Source organism: Candidatus Limimorpha avicola (assembly GCF_056978975.1).
Map to the genome: position 1 here is coordinate 42,283 of NZ_DBMCYK010000006.1, position 25,557 is coordinate 67,839.

Sequence of the window (25,557 nt, forward strand, 5' to 3'; positions counted from 1 at the left end):
AATTTCTGTTGTATAAGTTGTCATCAGGCAATTTTTAGGCAGTTGTAGTTTTATTAAAAGCACTTCTTTCAATGGTGATACTGTCCCAAAAGTGTGTAAAAATTTCTTAAAAACTTTTACCGAACAGAAATAATATCATATAGATTTGTTACCAAAACAAATCCCCGACCATAAAAAGCCGGGGATTTTTCATTAAATTAGAGATTTGAGAATATTGATTATTTTACTATTATTTTAGCAGTTTTCATTGTTGAGCCAAGCACTTTAACGAAATACACTCCACTTGCAAGGTCTGATATGTCAATTTGTTTACTTCCGCTGAAAGTGAAGTTTCTGACTTCTTGACCTTGTGAGTTTATTATAAGAACGCTGAGTTTTCCTGTCTCATAATCGCTGCTGAAGTTAATATATTTGTCAGCAGGATTAGGATAGATGTCAATGTTATAAATATCATCATCTACAATAACATTGTTGATGCTGGTAAGGATATTGACATTATTGCTGTATCCGACAATTTTTCCGGAGACTCTCAATAATGGATTGTCCGGAGCAGCGCATTGAATACAAGTCTGTCCATCTACGCAATTGGGATGGTTGGGATGACAAAGGTCGAGATAAGTCGGGTCGAACTGATAAAATATTTCTATGTTGCCGTCGCTGATATGTTCTGTCAAATCATAATCCCATACCATGGCAATGCTACCGGGGCACCAACCGGAACGTTCGTATGTCCATGTTCCTGCTTGTGGCTGACAACCGGCAGGATTCGGATTACATGTCCTCCATAAGTCTTGTGTAAACTCCACCTCGTCATTGATATAAATGTTGTGAATTGCATGGTAAAATTCTGCAGCATTTCCGGTATTGTTGGTGTTGTTGGTACCGCTGCTCCAGTTGTGACCTGTTGTGATAAGTTTTAATTTGGCAGCAACAACATTGTCGTCAAAGAAATAGTTGGCTACTGGTACCGGGAATTGATTAGCATAATCTCCAAACGGGTATGTGTCGTACCATATCTCCTTGACATCAGCATACAGATAATCCGGAGTACCTTTGGTGAGTTCAAAGGTTAGAGTTGGATTAAATCCGGAGCCGTTCCATGATTCAAAATAAAATTCAAATTCCACCAATCCTTGCAGTATCGAAGTAAAATCTGTAACATCGACATTATCTTCACATTGAACTCCGAAAGGAGAGATATAACGGAACAGTTCCATCCATTCTCCTCTATAATTGCGCACTCTGATGCCACCCACTCTGTCGTATGTGTCACAGTTGCCGTCAACACAATTGTGGTCGTAGTGTGCAGTGATATCGTTAAATGCTCCTACATGCATTGGCATTTCATATTCGCCTGTTGCAGATTGTATTGTTGGAGTACAGATAAGGTCTCCGTTTAATGTGGTTACACTGAGATTGTCATATTCGTCAGTCACTGTAAATGTACATTGGTCTGTAGTCACTTTCCCACCAGATGTGGTAATGGTGACATTCATAGTATATTCACCGTATGATGTCGGTGTCCAATAACCATAGAAATAACCGTTGTCGTAATTGTTGGGATAGTCTGTCATGAGTATCACATCTTCTCCATCTATGGTACATTTCACCTCTTCAAATTTGATGGCATCCGGATGGTCGATATAAGTACTGAGGCACAATACCATAGCTCTTTTTTCAGGCATATATACAATACTGCCGTCATAAGGGCGACGCAATGTTATCTCAGGAGAATATAACATAGGATCGACTACGTCAAAGACTTTGAAGACATCTGGAGCTGGGAGCCAGATGTCGTTGCCGCCCTGTGTTGCCTTGATGGTGACTGTTCCTGTTTCCCCTGTCAATGTCAAAATATTGCCATTTAAAGTAGCAGGACCTTCTATAAGTTCAAAAGATACAGGTAAGCCTGACGTGGCAGAAGCAGATAATGAGATCGGAGGATTGTTGACAAGTTGTTTCGGTATGTCAGGCATATTGATATATTGCATGTTGCCTTCAGGCATCTGACGTACCAAAAGGTTATCGAAACCTCCTGTACCGCCTTGGCAGTGGAAGAATATGGCATCCCATACTCTGTAGTCCATTTTATCTCCTGAACCCGGGGTTAAACCCATGTTGACTTCTGTCAATTCTGATATCTGGCTCCATTCTCCCCAGCCCGATTCGTCCGAATAGGATTTTACAAATACTGTCACCGACCCGGCACCGTCGAAAGCACTGAAATCAAAAGACATTTTATACCTTGCCCAGCCATCTTGTATGAATGATGTTGCCAAGATACTTGTCCCATTAGGTAATGATAGATTAGGAGAGTAGTTGTTCTCGCTGCCTTTGCATTGCAAGAAGATGCCGCCGTCTCCTTCTGTCATTCCGCACAAGACATTGCCATCGCCGTCAGCATCGTAACCTACACCGAAATAACAGCCCCACCATACCATATACATGTCGAACTCCATGTCTATGATGCCACCGTTTTGGAAGTTGAAATTGAAGTTGTCTGTGGCTTTGCGGGTTGCTGTACGACCAACGCCGGGACCTCCGTAGGGATAGAATACAGCAATAGATTCATCAGGGGACAAGATGCTGCCGCAGGTGTAATCGACATCGAAATCCTGTGATGTTCCGGCTGTTTGATAGTGTGTTGACCAACCGTCCTGTCCGTTGAGGCATTGTGTTCCTGTTGTAAGGTTGTTGAAGTCATAGAGGAACTCTTCCTGTGCAAATGTTGTCATAGCACAAAAGAGAGCAAAAGTTAAATAAATCAATTTTTTCATCTTGTTAAATAAATTTAGTTGTTAAGTTATTTTGTCATCCACCACACTTTGGTTTCACGGCTGTCGCCGTGTGTCATTTTGGAGACTTGTTGTAAGTAATTGTCATAATTGTATGTTATCTCCGTAGGAGGATAAGGCATTCTGTATGATGTAAGTTTTTGATGGTTTGTCGTTGTTGGTGTCATGAAGGTACGACGTGCCAATGACCAGGCTTCTCCCGGTTGACGGAAGAGGTCTAACCATCTCTGTTGATAAATAAGTTTGAGATATGACTCTTCGCTATAGTCGAAATTTGGATTCATATAAATCAGTTGGTTCATCAGGTTTGATGAATAAGAATATGATACAGCCCATATATCGCTGTTACTCAATATGGTGTCCAATCCGGGGTAAGTATATTTCCATGTCGGATTATAATCTACATCATGAGGTTGCAGCCATAACAGATATGACATCTCAATGCCCTTGCGTATCATGTCGTCAAGTTCTATGCCGCTGTTTGGTACTATACCTTTAATCATCATCTCAGCTTTTATGAAACACACTTCCGCAGCGCTCATAAGAACTTTTGGCATGAAGCCGACCTCGTCGCTGTTGTCGCGTATCATGTAATAGTTGAATGGAGAATATATACAACTTGGACCTTTAAACTGATAGTTGGCATCACGAGATCTCTCGTATGGTGAGCCTCCTTCCGAAGGTGTTGATGCTGTTCTTATTTGAGGATATCCGACCCATGCTCCGTCAGGAAACTCATCTGTTTTGTGGTTTGTGTCGAAAAATACATACATGCGCAAATCGAAGATGTCTTTTCCTGTCGGATCCGGGGTGGATGACATTTGTGCAAAAACAGTCTCTCCCATTCTTAGATTTCTATGCTCACGGAAACTCCAGTTTACATCACCTATTCCGGTTGTCAGATAAGATGGCCATAAGATGAAACCACCATTACCGCTGTAATAATAATCATCTATTACAGGCATGTTGTATGCAGTAACGAGAAGAGTGTCGGCAAAGTTCGGGTCTTTGTCTCTCATTCTCATGCCATGTTTCAGAATCAATGAGTTGGCAATCTTACCCCATTTTTCGTAGTTGTTGGCATATAATACATCATAGGAGCCGAGAGAGTAATAATTGTTACCTAAGGAGGTGACATTGACAGGATTATTTAATATTCCGCGTGCCCAGACAAGTTCTTCGAGCAGAGACTTGTATATAGATTCTTGGCTGTCGAATTTGGGTTTTTGGAATGAAGTGTTTTGAGTGTTATACCATATCTTGCCGGCTTCGGAATACGGAATATCACCAAACATGTCGGTTACTTTAAATGTCTTGAATGCTTTCAATACTATCAGCTGAGCCCGTGCCTTATCGCAATATTCATCATCTCCCATTGCAGCACATTCATCATCGAAACGGCTTTCAATGTCGCGAATGTTGGATAAAGCATTATAATAGTTGTCCCATACAGCTTGGGTACCGATCTGATAATTGCCCCATGCGTCTGATATCAAAGCTCCAAGTTCAGATTCCGGGTAAAATATTTCGTTGTCAAGATAAAACATCTCATTGCCTTGAAATGTCAATGTACTCACCACTCCGTTGAAAAGCGGACCTATGTCGGTTCCTGTCGGATTGGTTGGATTGACATTCATCTCTTCAAAACCTTTGGTGCAGGAACATAATATCATTCCCGCCATAATTGCCAATGATGCTATTTTTTTCATTTTTTTTAGTTTTTCAGATTTATACAATGACATTACAAACCGACACGCAATGAGAATAAAAATGAACGTGTCATAGGATATGAACCGTATTCAAGACCTTGTGCATTGCCAGAACCGAGTGTACCTTCAGGATTGATATTGTCAGGAAGGTTTTTGTATATGTAGAACAAGTCTCGTCCTGTCAATGACAATGATGCGGTTTGGAACACTTTGCTCTTTTCCAACCATTTCTTTGGCAGGTTATATGATATTGTAATCTCTCTCATTTTAATCCAAGTATTGTTTACTATGCCGGGAGTAGTGATATAGTTGCCCCATCCTCCGAAGTTAGGCATATATTTGTAATAATAATGTACTACATTTTCATTGACGGTAGCATCGCCGGTTTCCGGATCGACATAAACGCCCGGCAATACCACACCATAATTACCAAGGAAGTTGCCATTGCTGTCGTAAAGAGGAATGCCGTTGCCTTCGCGTTCGTACAATGATTCTAAACTTTGTCCTGTTTGCATGGCAATGACGTATGAGCCGCAATATATCTGACCGCCAAGTTTCATGTCAATCAAAGAATATATCGAGAAATTTTTATAGTTAAAAGTCAAGTTAAATCCTCCTGTTATCAAGGGAGCGCAGTTACCAACAGGTACACGGTTGTCTGTTTTAAGGTATTCTGTTCCTTCTTCATTGATAAGAGGTAACATATTGCCGTCGTTATCGTAAAAAGGGCCTACCACGGTGCCGTCTGCCAAGGTAGTAGTATAAACATAATCCCAACCGTAAATGGTGCCGTATTCTTCTCCTTCAGCCACAGCTATTGCAGGACCGTTGGAGCCCCATACCTCTGACAATATATACATGTCGGCGCCGCTGAGGTCAACAATTCTGTTGGTGTTGCGAGCGAAGTTAAGACCCAACTGTAGATAACCCCTGGGATTTTGATATACATTGTAGTTGATGATGGCTTCAATACCCTTATTTGTCACCACTCCCGTGTTGATACGTACGCTTCCGGCTCCTGATGACTGTGCGATAGGTGCTGATAAAATCTGATCCCATGAATATATGTCATAATAGGTAAAATCTAAATTCACCTTATCCAAGAATCCTATGTCGAAACCAACTTCAAAAGAGCGTTGCCTTTGAGGTTTAAGTTGCAAAGGAGGTACTTGAGTAGGAAGGAAAGCTGTAAGTTGACCTCCGAAAGAACCGGTATTATAGGTGAAATCGAGTTGATATGGAGCATCATCGCTCGCAGTCATGGCAGCAGATGCTCTGAGTTTTAAGAAACTGATGATACCCCAATTCATCTTGAAAGCCTCTGTGGCCACAAAACTCAAAGTGGCAGACGGATAGAAATAACTGTTGTTGTCCAAAGGCAAAGTCGAAGACCAGTCGTTACGTCCTGTGATGTCGAGGAACAAGAATTTGTTGTAAGAGATATTCAAGAACCCGTACAATGAATTGACTTGTTTCTCATAAAATGACTCTCCGGGTAACATTGATGTCTCGTTAGTGCCATTGACATAATTATAAAAGGTGTATAAGTTGGCATAAGCCCATCTTCCTGTACCGGCCCAGATGCCATAGTCATTTTTATAATATCTCTCTCCTCCAAAAGAAAATTTTACATTGAACAGTGAGTGAAAGATATTGTCTTTGTAAAATGTAGCAAGGAAGTCGGCATCTAAGGTATAATAAGAACCTATATTCTGTTTGTAGTATCCGTCCGTTATACCGTCGCTCATGGTAGGTTTGTTGCGTGTCTCATATTGGTCGTAGCTGAAGTCCAAAGCCGCTTTGCCGGAAAGCATGAGCCAATCGGTGACATCGTATATTATTCTGGCGGAGCCATAGAGTTTGTTACGGTCGAGAGTAGTATTGTTATTATAGAAATTCCAGAAGGTATTTGAATATATATATTGAAAAGGATAATTGTCGAATACCGTCATGGTGCCGTCAGGCTGTTCATAAGACTGTGATTCTATGCCTTGCCAGCTGCGAGGCCAGCTGTACAACAAACCTTTGTTGAAGTTGTAATATGACTCACCGAGTACCGGAGAGTTAAGTCTGTGGTAGTCGAGATATGTCAATGAGACTTCTGCTTTTATTCTCTTTGAGATGTTAAGGAAAGAACCCACGTTGAATGTGGTCTGACGAAGGTCGCAGTTATCGATGATAGCATCGGAGCGTTCATCGGTGATAGATACTCTCACGGAGCCGAAGTCGCCTGCATTTTGGAATGATACGCTGTTAGTCATGGAATAAGAATTTTTGTACAGCATGCTAAGGTTGTCCGGTTGAGGAGAGTAGTTGCGCATCTGTCCGTCCCACCACAACATTTCGGTGCCGTCCATCACCGGACCCCAAGACACAGAGCCGCCATAGTAGCCGAATGTAGTGTTAGTTGGCTCGCCTTCAGGACCGTTGTCATCGCTATAATGTCCGTCATAGATGAAGTTGCCGTTTTCATCTGTTGTTAATGTAGGTGTCATGAAAGACACAGGTCCTCCGGCACCGTATTTGTTCTGTACATCACGATAGCCGTAGGGTGTTGTCATTTTGAATGTGGCAGAATAATTGATACCGAGCCCCTGTTGTTTCTTACCTTTTTTTGTGGTGATAAGTACAACGCCGTTGCCGCCTCGTGAACCATAAAGCGCTGCAGCGGTAGGTCCTTTCAAGATGCTGAGGTCTTCAATGTCTTCTTGATTGATGTTGTTAAGTGCAGTACCCCAATCTTGTCCACCGCTCCAACTTGTAATGCCGCCTTCGTTAGACATAGGTACTCCATCAACGACGATAAGTGGTTGGTTGTCACCAAAAATGCTGTTATTACCTCGTATTACTATACGAGAAGAACTTCCCGCCACACCATCACTGTTGATGATTTGCACACCGGCAGCTCTACCGCTTAATGCACTGATGACATTGTCACTGCCTGATTTTGCCAAAATTTCGCCATCAATATCTTCCGTAGCATAACCTAACTCTCGTTTCTGTCTTTTGATACCTAAAGCTGTCACAACAACATCGTCGAGAAGTTGCGTATCAGGACTTAATGCCACATCGATTTTGACTCTCCCGTTGATAGGCAGTACAATGGTCTTAAATCCTATAAATGAAAACTCTAAGGAATCGTTTGCATTGGCATTGATAATATAATCTCCGTCCAAGCCTGTTACGGTACCTTCTGAAGTGTTTTTTACACGTATTGTTACACCTGGTAATCCAAATCCATCTTCAGTCGATGTCACAACTCCGCTCACACTTACGATTTGTCCGAATGCTGTAGTGCATAATAAAAACAAGAGATAAAATAGGGAATAAAGTCTCTTCATAATCATTGCTTTACATTAAACAAATGTATTTAAACCGCAAAATTAAAATTTATTTTGACAAAATTCAATTTTTTTTTATCTTTGTATTAAAAAAATGATGATGTCTAAGACCAAGACAGTATTTTTCTGTAAAGAATGCGGGAATGAATCTCCTAAATGGATAGGTCATTGTCCGGCTTGTGGTTCGTGGAACAGTTATGTAGAAGAATCGGTAGTGACAGGTAAAAAGAAATACGACAAAACTGAAAGTTTCATAGTCACGGAATCAGTACCAGTTCCTATTTCAGAAATAAAATGTGGAGATGAAGAAAGATTAGATCTTTATTGTCAAGAACTTAACAGAGTTCTTGGAGGAGGCTTGGTTCAAGGTTCCCTTGTACTTTTGGGAGGGGAACCCGGCATTGGCAAGTCAACGTTATTATTGCAGACCGCCTTGCATCTTAAAAAAAAGGTGCTGTATGTTTCGGGAGAAGAGAGTTGTCGCCAAATCAAGATGCGAGCTGACCGCTTGGGTATTGATAATAAAGATTGTATTATTCTTACTGAAACTGATACTATGGAGATAATACGTCATTGTAAGGAAATCAAACCATGTATGGTAGTTGTAGATTCCATACAGACATTGGAGACAGCATCGGTGGACTCTGTAGCCGGCAGTATCAGTCAGATAAGAGAATCGGCAGCTCTTCTCAACAAGATGGCGAAAACTTCGCAGATTCCGGTGTTTCTCATTGGTCATATAACTAAAGACGGAAGTATTGCAGGTCCCAAAGTGCTCGAACACATTGTCGATACAGTGATTCAGTTTGAGGGAGATCGTCATTATGGTTTTCGCATTTTGCGCACCATCAAGAACAGATTTGGTCCATCGTCGGAAATAGGAATTTTCGAAATGGACCATAACGGACTTAAGGAAGTGCTCAATCCGAGTGAGTTGTTTTTGTCTCACAGAGAGGAATCTGTAAGCGGAATAGCTCGTGCCGCCATGATGGAAAGCATACGTCCCATGATGATAGAGACACAGGCATTGGTGAGCACTGCAGTATATGGCACTCCGCAGAGGTCATGTACAGGTTTCGATATCAGGAGATTAAATATGTTGCTCGCCGTGCTTGAGAGGAAAGCCGGTTTCAGACTCGGTGCCAAAGACGTATTTTTGAATATTGCCGGTGGAATCAGAGTGGACGACCCTGCCATAGACCTCGCCGTTATTGCAGCTGTCTTGTCTTCAAGTGAAGATATCCCTGTAGATGTAAAATATGCCTTTGCTGCAGAAGTAGGGCTGTCAGGCGAGGTGCGCGCAGTCAACAGAATTGAAACACGTATTTCAGAGGCAGATAAACTTGGCTTCGACAAATTGTTCGTTTCTAAATATAACGTCAAAGGAATAGATGCTTCTAAATATCATCTTGAAATAGTGCCGCTCGCTACTGTGGAGGACTTGCTGAAAGAACTTTTCGGATGATTTATTAGTAATGTTTCAAAAAGTGTGTAATTGGGACGCCATGATATGACGGCTTACAACATAAAAACAGAGACTGCCTGAACTTGTCAGACAGTCTCTTACAGTTAATATATAATGTTTCCTTTTTTACTATTTTTAGAATTACTATTGTTTTATCCATTTACCGCTTTCTGCCTCTTTTCCTTCACTATAAACTCTCCACAGATACATCCCTTTCGCCCATCCTTCTGTCGGTATCTTTGTGACCTCTTCGGTAATATCCTGTTTATATACCACTTTCCCGAGAATGTCATACACTTCTATCCTTCCTTCCGGTAATGCCGTCCTGATGTTCATCTCTCCTCTTCCCGGATTCGGATAACAATCACTTACTTCCAACTTATCATCGTTCTCTTCCACATTTAACGGATTCTCTATGAAATTACCATTTCCGTCATTATATAATATGTCAACATAATTCGGATACAACAGAAAAGTTCTTCTTGCCGTTGCTATGTCCTTATATTCGTCTCCGTTAAAATCTGCTATATGAATACGTCTCTCTCCTTCTTTATAATACTTCAATTGCACATAATGATAGTCTTCCGGATCGGTGAATTGGAAATTTCCCAGATTATACAGTATCCTGACACCTGACACTTCATTCGCTATCAATCCGTCTTCTTGGTAATATTCGATATTAAACACCCAATCGGGCAATCCGTCATTGTTCATGTCTTCCATCTTAAGATCATTGTTCCCGCCTACGTATTGACACAATACAGACTCTTCCATTGGATACAACGGCTCAAATTCTTCATTCCCCTGATTTACACATACTCCCAAAAGCATTATATCAGAAGCCGGTCCGGGTGGCGTTATTACCGTCGCTATGTCTTTTAATCCGTCCCCGTCAAAATCCACTATTCGAGTATATGTGTACCACACTTCAGGAAGACAGCGTTCCCTGAAATCTCTCCCTGTGGAATAATATATAAACATATCTCCTTTGCCTCCCGTTGTTACTACCACATCATCCTTCTTGTCATTGTTCAAATCCCCTATTTCTATATCATTTACACAACTATCAGGATATGTGCGGTAAACAGGTTTTGAGAATCTCCTGTTCCCGTAATTGTACAACACTCCCCATTGCTGCGTTGAACTCATATAGTTTATCCGTACAAAAATATCAGTAAGACCGTCCCCGTCTGCATCGCCAAAACTCAATTCACTCACAGGATCTGATGCAAAAAGATCATAATCTTCATAATAGTTGAAATTTCCTTCGCCGTCGTTATACCATATTCTTAAATAAAGACTAAGATCTTTACAATCACAATACAATGTTACCAAATCCGGATACTCATCCTCATCTATCCTCTCCGCAAATATGCTAAATTGGGCTCCTGCATACGTCTTTGTCGTATCGCTCATCTCATAACTGTTGTCTCCCTCATTCTTTAATATCGTAAACGTAATATCATCATCATAACACTCGGAATAATGTCCTAATATTATATCCATATCCCCGTCCAAATCCAAGTCACATGCATTTATCGACTCTGCTGCAGGTGGTATCTCATAAACTGTCTGTGCCATCCCTCTTATCATAAAAAAGGATATCATGGCTGTCAATAACAGGTAAAATTTGTTCATACTCATTTCTTTTATTTTTTATACATTTTGTTATTTCTATTTAATCTTCTGTCTTATAATCAATTTTATGGAATGTCATGATCAGAATAATCATTTCCGCGGACAATAGAACAGTCCTTCCTCTGTTCAACTTTATCTTTGTCTTATTGATGCCTTTATTCCTTCTTCGGTTACTGTCTCCGCAAACGGCTGCTCTTTTTGCGGGGACTTTATACAATGTATTTCTTTATGTGTTTCATGACTCGATGTTTTATATTCTGATTACATTACTCCTTTCTTCGCTCTGTTTCGTTGTCATACTCATTGCCTCCAAAAATTTTGTGTATAACTTTTGTTGCCATGCTCTCTTTATGTATAGCTTCCTTTTTTACTGATTTCATTTCCTTAATCCTTTTTACGTTCCATTTACGCAAATTTAATGAATATAATATTAAAAAAACAGGATTAAAAAAGCTTTACAAACTTTTTTCAGGACAGTTTTATATTTAAAATGTTGATTATAAATATTATATGTATATAACACGAAGAATTTTTTACAAACTTTTTTTCGGTTTTTACATGGTCTTATTGTCTGTTTTTGACATTTTGTCATATAATTTCCACCTGTATTTATCCATGCCATAAACAGAACAATGCATGAAATCGGCTTCTTACTGTCTCGACAAATCGAAATGTGACAGGATACATATCTTGAACTCCTTTTCATTCAAGTCTTGATATTGTGTTTTAATCATGTCTGTTCTGCCAGGAAACAATCTGTCAATATCGGATTGCAATGAAATCTAATGTGTTTTTATTGTTTTTGGGAATATTGCATAGACGCCATGATATGACGTCTATACTGAAAGACTTTCATTAATATTTTTTGATTCTAATGGCTGATGTGAAACCGTGTTTTTAATATCCTTTCAATCTTGCGTTCCCAAACGAGTATCATTGCCATGAAAAGCCGTGACAACAACATCCATAGGAAAGAACCTCCCAATGCCGTGAACAACAACAGGTCTTCCAAGTTGCTGTGCGATACGCAGATATGATGATTGAGCAAGTCGTTGTCTTCTTTTGAGGTATTTCCGTGTTCCGATTCATCTATCATTATGGCTGCACCGTAAGCAAGTCCCAAAGTATTGGCGATGAGCCATAAAAACGCAGTATGAGGCGGAAGACCGAAAAACTGCATAATCGGTTTTAAAAACTTTGCCATGTATCCTATGATGCCGAATTCCGATAATATCCTTTGCAAGATGGTAAGAAGATATACCAATATCACCATCATTATTGTCGTTTTAAGTGTCTTGAATGCCCATTCCTCGAGCATGATGATGAAATTCTGTTCTGTCATGCCGGTGTTTTGAGTCACTATGTTTTCATAATGGTTCGGCATGATTTTGTTGAGTATCCAAGCGAGAATAAAAGCCGACAGAGTACGTATCACTACTATCCTTGCTGCTGAAGACCCTGTCTTGTGTTGTACAGTTGTCTCGACTATCATGTTATGGGAACATAATACCATGACAGCCAGAATAGTGACGGCTCTTGTATCAAGATTGAGAGACACCATGACAGCCATGGCAGAATAACAGTTTACGAAGTAACCCGACACGTATGCCAAAGCTGCTTCACCGGGAAGGCCAAAATAAGAAAAAATGGGTGTCATCCAATTTGATACCCATTGAATGACACCGAAATATTGTAATAACATTATGCCGAAAGACACGCATATCATGATTTTTGCAAGCCAGATTACTGTCTTGGTGGCGTTGCGTAACGACATTCTGACACATTCCGATATACGTTGTCCCGTTGTCATTATTCTATAATTGTCATCTCGTCAATGAGACGTGTAGCACCGGCATATTTGTCTATTATAAACAATACATAACGTATGTCAACGGAAATATTTTTACAGACAGACGGGTCATAAACGAGGTCGCTCATGGTACCTTCCCATGTACGGTCGAAATTGAGACCGAGCAGATGACCGTCGGCATTGAGGATAGGACTGCCGGAGTTGCCTCCCGTAGTATGATTGCCGGCTATGAATGCCACGTGCATGCTGCCGTCGGCATCAGCATAACGCCCATAATCTTTATTTTCATATAACTCTCTGAGACGGTCTGTCACAACGTAATCGTAGATATCCGGATTCTCCTTTTGCATGATGCCATCCAAAGTGGTGAAATGTTTATATCTCACAGCATCACGCGGTGAGAATCCTCCGACTTTGCCGTATGTCACACGTAAGGTGAAATTGGCATCCGGATAAATCATCTTCTCCGGTCGTGTCTCTTTAAGCATCTCCATCTGTCCTCTCATGTAAAGACGACGTAATGTGTTTATTTTTTTGGAATGTCTTGAACTCTCCGGCATTATTTTGGTTCTGTAAAAATCCATAAAGTCCTCGTATGCCATCACGGCAGGGTCTTTGGTTATCTTCTTTGCTTTGGAGACTTTATAGTTGTCAAGCATTTTCATGACCTTATCTTTAGATGTAAACATGGATTTGTCGAACAAGTCGTTGACATATCTTTCTACCGAACCATCATATTTTTTGTCAATTAGGTTTAGAATAGAAGGACGGAAGTCTTCCGGCTGGTTTTCACGATATGCCGTCAGCATGGCGACAGCCACTTCTCTGTCGATAGGTTGATGATAGTCTTTAAAAAATGTTTCCGTTTCTTCTTTTAAAGATGAAATTATTGCGTCCAAATCCTCTTGACTTGTCTCCTTTGTCGTTTCGGCAAGTTCAGTAAATGCAGATGCAAAATATATCAGCTCTGTCGAAAGTCCTGCTTCTGTGAGATATATAATGGCGAGACGATATTTCTCCAAATCGTTATACGCAGTGTCAAAATTGTGGAGCAAGTCTATGTAGGCGTGGCGGGAACGTTTTTGAAGCACCCATTCCTGAAATTCTTTTTCAAACTGTTTTTTCTTCTGCACACCTTTAAATTTGTTGATGCCTTCCGTCACTCCCATATATTTTTTCCAACCGTTGGCGAGACCGGCATGTTTTGAGGCATATTGGATACGTATCTTAGGATCTTTCTGTTGGTATCTGTTATATATGTCAAGTATCTGCCCCCTCAAATCAACAACTACGGGATATATCACATTGGCTTCCTGATTTACAGCTTGTGAAGGAAGGTATTCGTTGGTGTATGCAGGATAACCGAATACAAAGGTAAAATCACCTTCATTGACACCATTCAATGATATAGGGAAGTGATAAGCAGGAGTGTAAGGTACGTTATCCTGACTGTATTCTGCCGGTTTTCCATCCGGTGAAGTATAGATGCGGAAGATGGAGAAATCTCCGGTATGACGAGGCCATACCCAGTTGTCGGTGTCACCTCCGAATTTGCCTATGTTTGACGGCGGTGCTCCAACCATACGTATATCTTTGAAGACTTCATTATACATAAGATAATATTGATTGTCGATATAAAATGATTTGATCGACACTTCATATTCAGTGTTTTTCTTGGCTTCTTCAATAATCTTGTCGATGTTTTCCTTTATTATCTTGCTACGTTCCTGTTCAGTAAGTTCATCAGTAACACCTTCCAATACTTGTGATGTCACATCTTTCATTTCCTTGAGCATCACAGCGGTAAGTCCCGGACAAGGCAATTCTTCTTCCATACTCATTGCCCAGAATCCATTTGTTAGATAGTCATGTTCTACACTGCTGTGACGTTGAATCCAGTCGTATCCGCAGTGATGATTGGTAAGAAGCAGCCCCTTGTCGCTGACTATTTCACCCGTACATCCGCCACCAAATAACACTACTGCATCTTTCATGCTGCTGTTATTGATGGAATATATATCTTCTGCTGTTATCCTCATACCCATCTCTTGCATTTCTTTCTCGTTGTTCTGCAACAACATGGGAATCCACATGCCTTCGTCCGCATGTAACATGCAGAAGGTCATAAATACGGTGATAAGTGACAAAAATGTTTTTCTCATAAAATTCACGGATTTAGTTTAATTTGCAAAAATATGCTTTTTTTGTCTTTCGACAATACTTTTTGTGACATTTGATGATAATGTCTCATCTTCTATGATTCAAAAGACATTTTGCATTGTAGTTGTATATCGAATAGATTCAGACTCGAAAAACTGCCGTGTTTTTTTATTACAAGTCTGTTTTTATATAAAAAAACGCCTGTAAACAGTCAAAAAAGTTTGTAAAATCTCCAGAAAAAGTTTGTAATGCAAATTTGTTGTTTCATTTATAATCAATATATTATATTGTATTTTAAGCTAAAAAAGTTTATAAAGCATGTTTGTAATGTAAGTTTTTAACATCATTTGGCATGATTTTTAATATTATTAAGTAGGTAAATAATATGATATACTGATGGAATTAAATGTGAAGTGAATAATAATGCCTTTTAATAATCATTACTTTAATTGTCTTTTAAGATTGTTATATGCCAAGACTTTTTTGTTGCAACTGTTAAATTATATTTTTTCAAATCAAAAGAATTTTGTATCTTTGCAAATTAAAAACTTAGTACTATGACCGATTCAGAAAAATTTGTTGAGGGAGGTCTCACATACGATGATGTGCTTTTGATACCTTCGTACAGTAACATTATTCCAAAAGATACAGATTTAAGAACGAAATTTTCGCGCAACATACAACTTAATATACCTATTGTAACGGCCGGTATGGATACTGTTACTGAAGCTCCTATGGCAATAGCCATAGCGCAGGAGGGTGGTATTGGTGTCATTCATAAAAATATGACCATCGAACGTCAGGCTGCTGAGGTGCGTAAGGTGAAAAGAGCTGAAAATGGCATGATTATCAATCCTGTGACGATAAGAGACACGGCTTTGGTACGTGACGCTCTCAAGATAATGAATGAGAATCGTATTGGTGGCATTCCTGTCGTCAACGAGAATAATGTTCTTGTCGGCATAGTTACTAACAGAGATCTTCGTTTTGAACGTCAGGTTAACAGGCCTATTACCGAAGTCATGACGAAAGATAATCTTGTCACCACGACGGAGTTCACTGATTTCGAGACGGCTGCCGACAAATTGCAGGAACACCGTATTGAGAAATTGCCTGTAGTGGACAAGGATTTTCATCTTATTGGGTTGATAACATATAAAGATATAATAAAAATCAAGGAAAGACCCAATGCCTCCAAAGATGCCCATGGGCGTCTCAGGGTAGCAGCCGCTGTCGGTATTGCGAGTAATACCATAGAAAGAGCCGAAGCCCTCGTTGCGGAAGGCGTGGATGCCATTGTCGTCGATACTGCACACGGTCATTCCCAAAATGTCATCAATGTAGCTAAAGAACTGAGAAATAAATTCCCTGATATTGACCTCGTCATAGGTAACATTGCCACTGCTGAGGCAGCATACGACCTGGCAAAACTGGATATAGACGCCATCAAGGTCGGCATAGGTCCGGGTTCTATTTGTACTACACGTATCATCGCCGGCATTGGCGTGCCGCAGTTGACGGCGGTTTACAACGTCTCCAAAGCGTTGGAAGGTGCCGGAATACCTGTCATTGCCGATGGTGGGATACGTTATACCGGCGATATAGTGAAAGCCATCGCTGCCGGTGCTTCTTCTATCATGGCTGGTTCCTTGTTTGCCGGCGTCAACGAGTCCCCCGGTGACACTATAATTTTTGAAGGAAGAAAATATAAATCCTATAGAGGTATGGGCTCTCTTGAGGCTATGCAACATGGCTCCAAAGACCGTTATTTCCAGGATATGGAAGACGATATCAAAAAATTGGTGCCGGAAGGCATTGTTGGCAGAGTGCCTTATAAAGGAAGCCTCTCCGAGGTGGTTTATCAACTTGTCGGAGGCCTTCGCGCCGGCATGGGTTATACAGGCTCCAAGAATATCAACGAACTTAAAAAAGCTCGCTTTATCAAAATAACTTCTTCAGGAATGCACGAAAGCCATCCTCATGACATCACAATAACTCAGGAGGCTCCTAATTATAGTACAAAGGCTTGACAATATTTGAATTTTGAATTCGTTACATAAAAAAACTAATATATGAAAAGAATATCTGTAACTGTTTTAATGGCACTGTTTATGTTGCCGGCTCTCGTTTTTGGGCAATCTTATAAATCAAAGACATTGTTGACTTTAGGTGATAAAGAATTTACTGCCGATGAATTTATGGCTGTTTATGAGAAAAATAATGTCAGAAGCGATGTTATCGATAAGAAAACAGTTGATGAATATATGGATTTGTTTATTAACTTTAAATTGAAAGTTACTGAGGCTGAAAATCTTAAAATGGATACAAGTGCTAAATTCATACGTGAGTTGAATGGTTATCGTCAACAGTTGGCAAAGCCGTATTTCTCTAATGATGAAGTTACAGAGAAAATAGTAGAAGAGGCGTATGAGAGAATGAAATATGACCTTAATGCGGACCATATTCTGGTAAAATGCGATTTACATGCCGTGCCTTCTGACACATTGAAAGCATATAATAAGGCTTTGGAGTTGCGTAAACGTATTTTGGCAGGAGAAGATTTCGGCGATGTTGCAGTGGAGGCTTCCGACGACTTGTCAGCAAGGGACATCGAGCCGGTACCCGGACAACATAACGGTATGAAAGGCAATCGCGGCAATCTCGGATATTTTACTGTATTTGATATGGTGTATCCTTTTGAGTCAGGAGCTTATAATACACCTGTTGGGGAGATATCTATGCCTGTACGTTCCGACTTCGGATATCATTTAATAAAAGTCAACAGTAAAACACCTGCTTCCGGCGTCATTCGTGCTGCTCATATTTTCCTTATCGTTGATGAGAATGACCCTGACAGACAAGACTCTGTGGTGAAAGCTAAAATAGATAACATATATAAGGAGTTGGAACCTGATGGATCCAACTGGAGCAATACCGTGAGAAAATATACCGATGATAAAGGTACTATTAAGAACGACGGTATGCTTAGCCCGTTTAGAGTGAGTAATCTCGTACCGGAGTTTATCGACGCTGTCAAGAGTCTTGAACCGGAACAATTCTCAAAACCTGTGAAAACAAAATATGGGTATCATATCGTTAAACTTATAGGTACCTCAGGAGTTGGTGATTTCGAGACAGAAAAAGACAGACTTAAAGAAAGAGTCGGAAAGGATATGCGTGCATCATTCAGCGAAGAGGTGGTGTTGAAACGTATCATGAAGGAGAATAAGTTTAAAGAAATGGCTGATGTGAAAGATAATTTCATCAACAGTATAGACAGCACCCTGTCTCTCGGAGTGTATAAGATGTCGGAAAATGTCAACAAAGATGAAGTACTCTTTTCCATCAATCAACAGAAATATACTATTGGCGATTTCGTAGATTATATCTATAAACATCAGGAACCTCAGCCTTTTATCTCTGCTGCTTCCTTTGCATATCAGCTCTATGATGCTTTTGTGAAAGAAAAAGTCTTTGAATATGAAGATGCTCATCTTGAAGACAAATATCCGGAATTCAACACTCTTATACAGGAATATCATGACGGCATTCTTCTTTTTGATTTGATGGAACAGCAGGTTTGGAGAAAAGCTATTGAGGATACCGTCTCATTGCAAAATTATTTTGAACAACATAAAGACGAATACATGTGGGGCGACAGAGTCAAAGCTATGGTGGTAACTCTTAATCGTCCTGATAATCTTGAAAAAGTAAAAGAACTTGTTACTGAAGAGAATGATATAGATAATTTGCGTAAGAGAATAAAGGAAGATAGCATACGATATGTGAATGCACGTTGTAATTTCTATCAGAAAGGCGACAATATCAATATTGATAAAATGGAATGGACTGTAGGCAATATCTTGGTGATACCTTCTACTGTAGATAAGTCAACGGAAATAATCAAGATATTGGAAGTTCGTGCTCCGGAACACAAGACTTTGAAAGAAGCAAAAGGACTTGTGACATCAGCTTATCAGGAAGAACTTGAAAAACAGTGGGTTGAAGAACTTAAGGTTAAATATCCTGTCAATATTAACAATAAGTTGCTCAAAAAAATAAAGAAATACTACGGACAAAAATAGTATTATTGTGATAAAGTATTTTCTGATAGGACTTGTTTTTGTCTTGTCTTTAACATCTTGTGGTGATAACAAGGTGGAAAGATCTGATGCGGTCGTTGCTTCTGTTTATGGCAAAGTGTTGTACAAGTCGGATCTTGAAAGTATTATGTATGAAGGTATTACTACTAATGACAGTATTGTGCGAGTCAAAGCATTTATTGATGCATGGATACGTCGTGAATTACTGATACGTAAGGCGGAAACAACTCTCGAGAAGGAAAAACTCGACTTCTCAAAGCAAATCGAAGACTATCGTAATTCCCTTGTGATATATACCTACGAGACGGAGATGTTGCGCGATAACCTCGATACGGTGATATCTGATGATGAGATAGAAAGTTATTATAATGAAAATGTTTCTAATTTCAGATTGGACCATAACATTGTCAAGGTTATCTTTTTGGAGTTCCCAAAAAACAACAAATGGAAATGGACGTTTTATAACCTGTTGAGCAATCCTGATACTGTTATGTTTGATTCTATCAATAATCTGGCATTGCGTTATTCTGATGTCTATGAAAGTAATTTGGATTCATGGAGACGTTTCGATGATGTGGTGGCAAGTTATAATTTAGACGTCAATGACGAGTTGTCATTTCTAAAAAACAACAATTTTGTAATGAGAGAGAATAGAGACAGAACTTCCATGTTACGTATATGCGAAGTTAGAGTGATAGGTGATTTTTCGCCATTGGAGTTCGAGAAAAAAGGTATCAGCTATATTATACTTAATGCAAGAAAAAAAGAGTTTTTAGAGAAATTGCATAATGACCTGTATGATGATGCGATGAAAAATCGTATTTTTGAAATATATTAATTATGAAGATAAAAAGTTATATAACATTGTTGCTGTTGTTTGTCGGATTTGAGACGGCATATCCGCAAGAGGCGAAAGTTATTGATAAAGTCGTTGCTGTAGTTGGTAAAAATGTGATATTACAATCTGACATAGATGCACAATATATGCAGTACAGATTACAGGGCGGTATAAAAGGTACTGCTAAAAGTATCAGATGTGAGATATTGGAAGATCTTCTTTTTCAAAAACTTATGCTTAATCAGGCAGAGATGGACAGTATCACTATTACTGATGAACAGGTCAACAGCGAGGTGGAAAGTCGTCTTCGTTATTTTATTAATCAACTTGGCTCTCAGGAGAAGTTGGAGAATTATTATAACAAGACAATGGCTGAGATACGCGAGGAACTTACAACAATAATAAGAGATCAGTTTCTTGTACAACAGGTTCAGCAGACCATAGTATCCAATGTCTTTGTGACACCTGCCGAGGTGAAGGAATTTTATCGTAGTATCCCGGCCGACAGCATACCTATGATAAATGCAGAATACGAGATAGCTCAATTAGTGAAAAAACCGCCTATCACTCTTGATGAGAAACTTGCTGTCAAAGACCGTTTGTATCAGTTGCGTAAACGTATTCTCGACGGTGAGAGATTTTCTACTATGGCTTTGTTGTATTCCGAAGATCCCGGCTCTGCCAAAAAAGGAGGAGAATTAGGATTCCATGGCAGAGGAGAATTCGCACCTGAATTCGAAGCTGCCGCATTTGCCCTTAGAGACGGAGAGATATCGGAAGTTATTGAAACAGAATATGGATTCCATATTATTCAAATGATAGAACGTCGTGGCGATTATATCAATGTACGTCATATATTATTGACTGTCAAAGTGTCTCCTTATGCACTGCAGGAAGCATACGATGAATTGGACTCCATAGCAACGCTTATTAAGAATGACAGTATGACATTCGATGAAGCTGTGACATTGTTTAGCGATGAAGGAGACAAAATCAATGGCGGTATTTTGGTAAATCCTATCACCGGCAGCACCTTGTTCGCAGCTGATGAATTAGACCAACAGGTATCATACGTCATCAATAACATGAAAGTTGGAGAGATTAGCAACCCGGTACCTATGAAAGACTCAAAAGATAAAGACGCTTATCGTCTTTTGATGCTTAAACGCAAGACTACACCTCATAAAGCTAACTTGAAAGATGATTATTCTCTGATACAAAATTGGACTATGCAACAAAAACGCGAAGAGGCAATAAACAAATGGATAAAATCCAAATCGAAAAAAGCATACGTTCGTATAGCTGAGGATTATAAAGATTGCGATTTTAGATTCGAATGGTTAATACAATAACAAAATGATTATGTACCAGTCTGATGTGGAAGGTGCCAAGGCACTTGTTAAGAAATATGATGATTTAAAAAAGGAGATTTCCAAGGTAATAGTCGGACAACATGACGTGATACACAAAACCATATTGTCGATATTCTGTCAGGGACATGTGTTGCTCGTTGGAGTGCCGGGACTTGCCAAGACATTGTTGGTCAACACCATAGGACAGGCTTTGGGTCTTAAGTTCAACAGAATACAGTTTACTCCCGACCTCATGCCTTCAGATATCATTGGAACAGAGATACTTGATGAGACACGACAGTTTAAATTTGTAAAGGGTCCTGTATTTGCTAACATAGTGCTTGCCGATGAGATTAACAGAACACCGCCAAAGACACAAGCTGCCCTTCTCGAGGCAATGCAGGAGAAAAATGTCACGGTGTCCGGTAAGAGTTATAGATTGCAAGAGCCTTTCTTTGTCCTGGCAACACAGAATCCTATTGAACAGGAAGGCACATATCCGTTGCCGGAAGCTCAGTTGGACCGTTTTATGTTTAATATCATGTTGGATTATCCTGCATACGAAGAAGAAATAGATGTAGTGAAAAATACGACCGGTGCCATGCTTGGTCAGGTGTCACCGGTGATGAATGCCGAAGAGATAGTATATTTTCAACAGTTAGTGCGTCGCGTTCCAGTGGCGGATAACGTATATGAATATGCTGTGCGTTTGGTGTCTCGTACAAGACCGCATACTGCTACTGCACATGAGATGAGTAATAAATATCTCAGTTGGGGCGCCGGTCCGCGTGCATCACAATATCTTATCATTGGAGCTAAAGGTAATGCCTTGCTGAAAGGCAAATACTCTCCCGATATCGAAGATGTCATGGAAATTGCAATACCTATTTTACGCCACCGTGTGGTACGCAATTATACCGCTGAAGCTGAAGGTGTCACAGTAGAAGATATTATCAATGGTTTGATGGAATAACATTAAGATATTGGATATTATCAATCTGTAAAAATAATAAACAAAGTTTTGCATTTAGAATCTTTTTGATTTTATTCGTTGTGTAAAAACATATTGAATTTCATCGGAATCCGACAATTTATTATAAATCGATTGATTATCAATATAATGGACTATTGTATTTGCTGTTTGCAGGATTTGAGAAATAATTTGATTTTCAAGATATTATAAATGAACTTGAAGATTTTTGTTGACAGTAATGGTTTTTATTAAGACTATCAAAATTATACTGTTGGAATATGGTATGGCAGTTATGATGATTCTTACTGATTTTGTCTATAGTCAATGGTAGCCCCAATGCTAAATTTAAGATAAAAACGACAATTGGATATTAAGAACAGACCGTAGAAATACACAATTCACGACATTGCAATATTTTAGTCTTTTAAGTCATTGATTTTATTGATAATATTAGTAGTAGAAAATCCATCGACAAGGTCTATGGTTATGACTTTACCGCCTTTGGAGGTGACAATATCATAACCCACTACATCTTCCGGTTTATAATCTTTACCTTTCACCAAGACATCTGGTTGCACCTTATTAATAAGATTATACGGAGTATCCTCGTCAAAAAATACGACGGCATCCACAAAAGAAAGAGCAGCGAGCAAAAGTGCCCTGGATTCCTGTCCGTTGACAGGACGTGATTCACCTTTGAGACGGCGTACCGATGCGTCAGTATTAAGACCAATTATCAAAACATCTCCCAAATCAGCAGCTTTGGAAAGATATTCCACATGACCTCGATGTAAAATATCGAAACAGCCATTGGAAAACACTATTTTGTCTCCATGTTCACGACACTGTCGCAACCAGACATCGAGACTTTCATTGTCAAGTATTTTTTTTGATATGCATTCTAAATTATTCATCATCGGCATTATTGACAGGTTTTCTTCTATCAATGAAAATCAGCAATATATATGACAGTCCTCCGGCTACTATATAAAACAACAGCTGAGAGGCATGATTTATTGCCACAAAAGAGGCGGCTGTCTGTTTAGAGATACCGTAAAAGCCGTTGAGAAGCAGAATACCAATATAATGATAGGTGCCGATGCCGCCCGGTACTGGTGCTACAAAACCAAGAGTGGCAAGACCAAGCAAGGTGACAGCTTCCACAATGCCAAGACTCGATGTCTCATTGAACATGTAAAATGGCAACCATGTCATAATGACATAAAAACCCCAAATCAAAACAGTATATAGAACAAACAACCATTTATGTTGCATGGTAAAGACAGACTTGATACCATCGACAAAACCATGCCATATTCCTGATATTTTAGATGCCAATTTTTTCTTTGGCATTTTGACTTTATCTTTTTTGAGATAAATAAAAGTCACTATGACAGCAAGAACCAACAATACGATTACTACTGTTAAAATATTGTTTGTAAGCATATTGAAAAAAGGTATAAGCCATGAAGTGATAAGGTCTCCCAACAACTGCCATTGAAACACTATTACCAACAAAGCCAATACAAGAAGTACCAACATATCGACAATACGTTCAGACACCACAGTGCCGAAAGACTTATCGAAAGGGATATTCTCACGTTTTGACAAGACACCGCATCTGACGACTTCACCCAAACGAGGAAACACGTTATTGGCGAGATAAGCTATCAACACAGCGCCAAAAGTAGTAGATGCACGTGTTTTATAGTCAAGAGCATTTATCATCAAGTTCCATCGTAAAGCTCTGAAGAACAGTGATATGGCAAGGCATGCCAAACTAAGGAACATCCATGAATAATGTGATTTTTTAATGTCTTCCCAAAGAAGAGACAAATCTATATTACGAAAACAAAGATATAACAGAAGTACCCCCAAGACGAGGAACACAATATATGTCAACACCTTAGGAGTTTTTTTCATCGATATTCCTATAGTTTATTGTTAGAATCAGGAAAGATAATAGAAGGTTTATGATGTTTTGCCTCTTCGAAATCCATGGAACAGTAAGAAGCTATTATCACAAGGTCACCGACATTCACTTTATGTGCAGCAGCGCCATTGATACCGATGACTCCCGAACCTCTTTTGCCTTTAATGACATAGGTGCTCAAGCGTTCGCCGTTAGTGATGTTATAAATGTCAACGCGTTCGTTTTCAATTATATTGACAGCATCCATAAGGTCTTCATCTATAGTGATGCTACCAATGTAATTCAAATCTGCCTGTGTTACCGTAGCACGATGAATTTTAGATTTCAGGACTTCAATATTCATAATTCAAAATATTCTGAGGTTATCGATTAAACGAACCTGCCCCAATTGCAGAGCTACAAAGATACGAGCATTTTTGCAATTATCCCATGATTTTATGGATTTTAGATTCGTTTCATCGGTAATTTCCACATATTCAATGTCAAAATATTTAATATCTGCATATTTCTCAAGGGCTGATTTTTTCATCTCGTCAGGAGACAATGAGTCTTTCAGTGCCGCCACTTCGCTAAGGACCTTATATATCATAGGGGCGACAGCACGTTCCTCAGGAGTCAGGCGCATATTGCGGGAACTCATGGCAAGACCGTCTTTCTCACGTACTATGTCACATGGTACTATAGTGAGGTTTAAAGAGAGGTCGGCGACGAGTTTGCGAATGATAGCCTGTTGCTGGAAGTCTTTCTCGCCGAAGTAGGCTCTGTCGGGCATCACTATCTCGAACAGTTTGCGCACCACTATTGCAACTCCGTTAAAATGACCGGGACGGCACACTCCTTCCATCACTCTTTCCAAATCGCCAAAGTCATATTTATCAGTGACAGGAACAGGGTACATCTCTTTTTCAGAAGGAACAAACACAGCATCGCAGCCGGCATTTTGAAGCATCTCTATATCTCTTTCAGGAGTACGAGGATATTTCTCGAAATCAGTGGAGTTGTTAAACTGTACCGGATTAACGAATACACTTGCAACGACAATGTCATTTTCTTTCTCGGCACGGCGAACCAACGAGAGATGACCTTCGTGTAAGGCACCCATTGTGGGGACAAGACCTACAGAATGTCCCTTTTCGCGCTCTGACTTCAGAAACTTCTGAATGTCAGTGATATAATTAAAGACATGTATCATAACTACTTTCTTTGTTATATTTTTGCCCTAAAGCAAAAAAATCGGCACAAAGGTACATATTTAATTAAATTGTTGTTCAAATAATCCTAAAAAATTAAATGCAGACAAATGACTGAGAGAATCAAAAAAGTCATATCTTTGCAGAGTGAAGATGCGCCCCTGTAGTTCAACGGATAGAACGAAAGTTTCCTAAACTTTAAATTTGGGTTCGATTCCCAGCGGGGGTACGAATAATCCTTGTAAACATT

16 protein-coding genes and 1 tRNA gene are annotated in these 25,557 nt (G+C 39.6%); 7 read left to right on the top strand and 10 right to left on the bottom strand.

Annotation, left to right across the window (positions count from 1 at the left end; genetic code table 11):
* Positions 1 to 218 precede the first annotated feature (218 nt).
* The 3 genes from ACZOVS_RS04305 to ACZOVS_RS04315 are packed head-to-tail and all read right to left on the bottom strand — an operon-like array spanning position 219 to position 7,845.
* The gene (locus ACZOVS_RS04305; protein WP_483995993.1) at positions 219 to 2,777 is read right to left on the bottom strand and encodes a T9SS type A sorting domain-containing protein; all 2,559 of its coding nucleotides are present in this window, start codon (positions 2,775 to 2,777) and stop codon (positions 219 to 221) included.
* Between the two features lie 26 nt (positions 2,778 to 2,803).
* Entirely contained in the window at positions 2,804 to 4,504 is a 1,701-nt protein-coding gene (locus ACZOVS_RS04310; RefSeq protein ID WP_483995994.1) for a SusD/RagB family nutrient-binding outer membrane lipoprotein, read from the bottom strand.
* Positions 4,505 to 4,536: 32 nt separating this feature from the next.
* Complete coding sequence (locus tag ACZOVS_RS04315; RefSeq protein ID WP_483995995.1) at positions 4,537 to 7,845, bottom strand: SusC/RagA family TonB-linked outer membrane protein; 3,309 nt, start codon at positions 7,843 to 7,845, stop codon at positions 4,537 to 4,539.
* Positions 7,846 to 7,945: 100 nt separating this feature from the next.
* Between ACZOVS_RS04315 and radA the strand changes: the two genes are divergently transcribed.
* Entirely contained in the window at positions 7,946 to 9,310 is a 1,365-nt protein-coding gene (gene radA, locus ACZOVS_RS04320; protein WP_483995996.1) for a DNA repair protein RadA, read from the top strand.
* Positions 9,311 to 9,454: 144 nt separating this feature from the next.
* Here radA and ACZOVS_RS04325 read toward each other — a convergent pair whose 3' ends face one another.
* From ACZOVS_RS04325 to ACZOVS_RS04335, 3 genes are all read right to left on the bottom strand, one after another.
* Positions 9,455 to 10,948 carry a T9SS type A sorting domain-containing protein gene (locus ACZOVS_RS04325; RefSeq protein ID WP_483995997.1) on the bottom strand — a complete coding sequence of 498 codons (1,494 nt, stop codon included), beginning with the start codon at positions 10,946 to 10,948 and terminating at the stop codon, positions 9,455 to 9,457.
* 871 nt (positions 10,949 to 11,819) lie between these two features.
* On the bottom strand, positions 11,820 to 12,758 hold the full coding sequence (locus ACZOVS_RS04330) for a nucleoside recognition domain-containing protein (protein ID WP_483995998.1): 939 nt from the start codon (positions 12,756 to 12,758) through the stop codon (positions 11,820 to 11,822).
* Positions 12,758 to 14,920, bottom strand: coding sequence for a S46 family peptidase (locus tag ACZOVS_RS04335; protein WP_483995999.1), 2,163 nt, complete (start codon positions 14,918 to 14,920; stop codon positions 12,758 to 12,760). Before ACZOVS_RS04335 ends, ACZOVS_RS04330 begins: the two co-directional genes overlap by 1 nt.
* Before the next feature lie 555 nt (positions 14,921 to 15,475).
* Here ACZOVS_RS04335 and guaB point away from each other — a divergent pair.
* From guaB to ACZOVS_RS04360, 5 genes are read left to right on the top strand one after another with little or no spacing between them, the layout of a single operon-like run.
* Positions 15,476 to 16,948: an IMP dehydrogenase gene (gene guaB / locus ACZOVS_RS04340; RefSeq protein ID WP_483996000.1), complete on the top strand. Its 1,473-nt coding sequence runs from the start codon at positions 15,476 to 15,478 to the stop codon at positions 16,946 to 16,948.
* A 42-nt stretch (positions 16,949 to 16,990) separates the two neighbouring features.
* Positions 16,991 to 19,003 (top strand): peptidylprolyl isomerase, encoded by a 2,013-nt coding sequence (locus ACZOVS_RS04345; protein WP_483996001.1) that lies wholly within the window; start codon positions 16,991 to 16,993, stop codon positions 19,001 to 19,003.
* A gap of 7 nt (positions 19,004 to 19,010) precedes the next feature.
* On the top strand, positions 19,011 to 19,859 hold the full coding sequence (locus ACZOVS_RS04350) for a hypothetical protein (RefSeq protein ID WP_483996002.1): 849 nt from the start codon (positions 19,011 to 19,013) through the stop codon (positions 19,857 to 19,859).
* Positions 19,860 to 19,861: 2 nt separating this feature from the next.
* A complete protein-coding gene (locus ACZOVS_RS04355) occupies positions 19,862 to 21,211 on the top strand; it encodes a peptidylprolyl isomerase (protein ID WP_483996003.1) in 1,350 nt (449 codons plus the stop codon).
* A 4-nt stretch (positions 21,212 to 21,215) separates the two neighbouring features.
* The gene (locus ACZOVS_RS04360; protein WP_483996004.1) at positions 21,216 to 22,184 is read left to right on the top strand and encodes an AAA family ATPase; all 969 of its coding nucleotides are present in this window, start codon (positions 21,216 to 21,218) and stop codon (positions 22,182 to 22,184) included.
* A gap of 416 nt (positions 22,185 to 22,600) precedes the next feature.
* Here ACZOVS_RS04360 and rfaE2 read toward each other — a convergent pair whose 3' ends face one another.
* The 4 genes from rfaE2 to panC are packed head-to-tail and all read right to left on the bottom strand — an operon-like array spanning position 22,601 to position 25,309.
* Complete coding sequence (gene rfaE2, locus ACZOVS_RS04365; protein ID WP_483996005.1) at positions 22,601 to 23,098, bottom strand: D-glycero-beta-D-manno-heptose 1-phosphate adenylyltransferase; 498 nt, start codon at positions 23,096 to 23,098, stop codon at positions 22,601 to 22,603.
* A complete protein-coding gene (locus ACZOVS_RS04370) occupies positions 23,091 to 24,107 on the bottom strand; it encodes a lysylphosphatidylglycerol synthase transmembrane domain-containing protein (RefSeq protein WP_483996006.1) in 1,017 nt (338 codons plus the stop codon). The genes rfaE2 and ACZOVS_RS04370 overlap by 8 nt, the downstream gene beginning before the upstream one ends.
* A gap of 8 nt (positions 24,108 to 24,115) precedes the next feature.
* Positions 24,116 to 24,460: an aspartate 1-decarboxylase gene (gene panD / locus ACZOVS_RS04375; protein ID WP_483996007.1), complete on the bottom strand. Its 345-nt coding sequence runs from the start codon at positions 24,458 to 24,460 to the stop codon at positions 24,116 to 24,118.
* 3 nt (positions 24,461 to 24,463) lie between these two features.
* Positions 24,464 to 25,309 carry a pantoate--beta-alanine ligase gene (panC, locus tag ACZOVS_RS04380; RefSeq protein WP_483996008.1) on the bottom strand — a complete coding sequence of 282 codons (846 nt, stop codon included), beginning with the start codon at positions 25,307 to 25,309 and terminating at the stop codon, positions 24,464 to 24,466.
* A gap of 155 nt (positions 25,310 to 25,464) precedes the next feature.
* On the opposite strand from panC, the gene ACZOVS_RS04385 reads away from it, so the two are divergent.
* Positions 25,465 to 25,536, top strand: a tRNA-Arg gene (locus ACZOVS_RS04385).
* Positions 25,537 to 25,557: the final 21 nt, after the last annotated feature.

What these genes read in the sequence shown, in the direction of transcription:
- ACZOVS_RS04305 (WP_483995993.1), bottom strand. Translation starts at nt 2,777, where the DNA reads ATGAAAAAATTGATTTATTTAACTTTTGCTCTCTTTTGTGCTATGACA.
- ACZOVS_RS04310 (WP_483995994.1), bottom strand. Translation starts at nt 4,504, where the DNA reads ATGAAAAAAATAGCATCATTGGCAATTATGGCGGGAATGATATTATGT.
- ACZOVS_RS04315 (WP_483995995.1), bottom strand. Translation starts at nt 7,845, where the DNA reads ATGAAGAGACTTTATTCCCTATTTTATCTCTTGTTTTTATTATGCACT.
- radA (WP_483995996.1), top strand. Translation starts at nt 7,946, where the DNA reads ATGTCTAAGACCAAGACAGTATTTTTCTGTAAAGAATGCGGGAATGAA.
- ACZOVS_RS04325 (WP_483995997.1), bottom strand. Translation starts at nt 10,948, where the DNA reads ATGAACAAATTTTACCTGTTATTGACAGCCATGATATCCTTTTTTATG.
- ACZOVS_RS04330 (WP_483995998.1), bottom strand. Translation starts at nt 12,758, where the DNA reads ATGACAACGGGACAACGTATATCGGAATGTGTCAGAATGTCGTTACGC.
- ACZOVS_RS04335 (WP_483995999.1), bottom strand. Translation starts at nt 14,920, where the DNA reads ATGAGAAAAACATTTTTGTCACTTATCACCGTATTTATGACCTTCTGC.
- guaB (WP_483996000.1), top strand. Translation starts at nt 15,476, where the DNA reads ATGACCGATTCAGAAAAATTTGTTGAGGGAGGTCTCACATACGATGAT.
- ACZOVS_RS04345 (WP_483996001.1), top strand. Translation starts at nt 16,991, where the DNA reads ATGAAAAGAATATCTGTAACTGTTTTAATGGCACTGTTTATGTTGCCG.
- ACZOVS_RS04355 (WP_483996003.1), top strand. Translation starts at nt 19,862, where the DNA reads ATGAAGATAAAAAGTTATATAACATTGTTGCTGTTGTTTGTCGGATTT.
- ACZOVS_RS04360 (WP_483996004.1), top strand. Translation starts at nt 21,216, where the DNA reads ATGATTATGTACCAGTCTGATGTGGAAGGTGCCAAGGCACTTGTTAAG.
- rfaE2 (WP_483996005.1), bottom strand. Translation starts at nt 23,098, where the DNA reads ATGAATAATTTAGAATGCATATCAAAAAAAATACTTGACAATGAAAGT.
- ACZOVS_RS04370 (WP_483996006.1), bottom strand. Translation starts at nt 24,107, where the DNA reads ATGAAAAAAACTCCTAAGGTGTTGACATATATTGTGTTCCTCGTCTTG.
- panD (WP_483996007.1), bottom strand. Translation starts at nt 24,460, where the DNA reads ATGAATATTGAAGTCCTGAAATCTAAAATTCATCGTGCTACGGTAACA.
- panC (WP_483996008.1), bottom strand. Translation starts at nt 25,309, where the DNA reads ATGATACATGTCTTTAATTATATCACTGACATTCAGAAGTTTCTGAAG.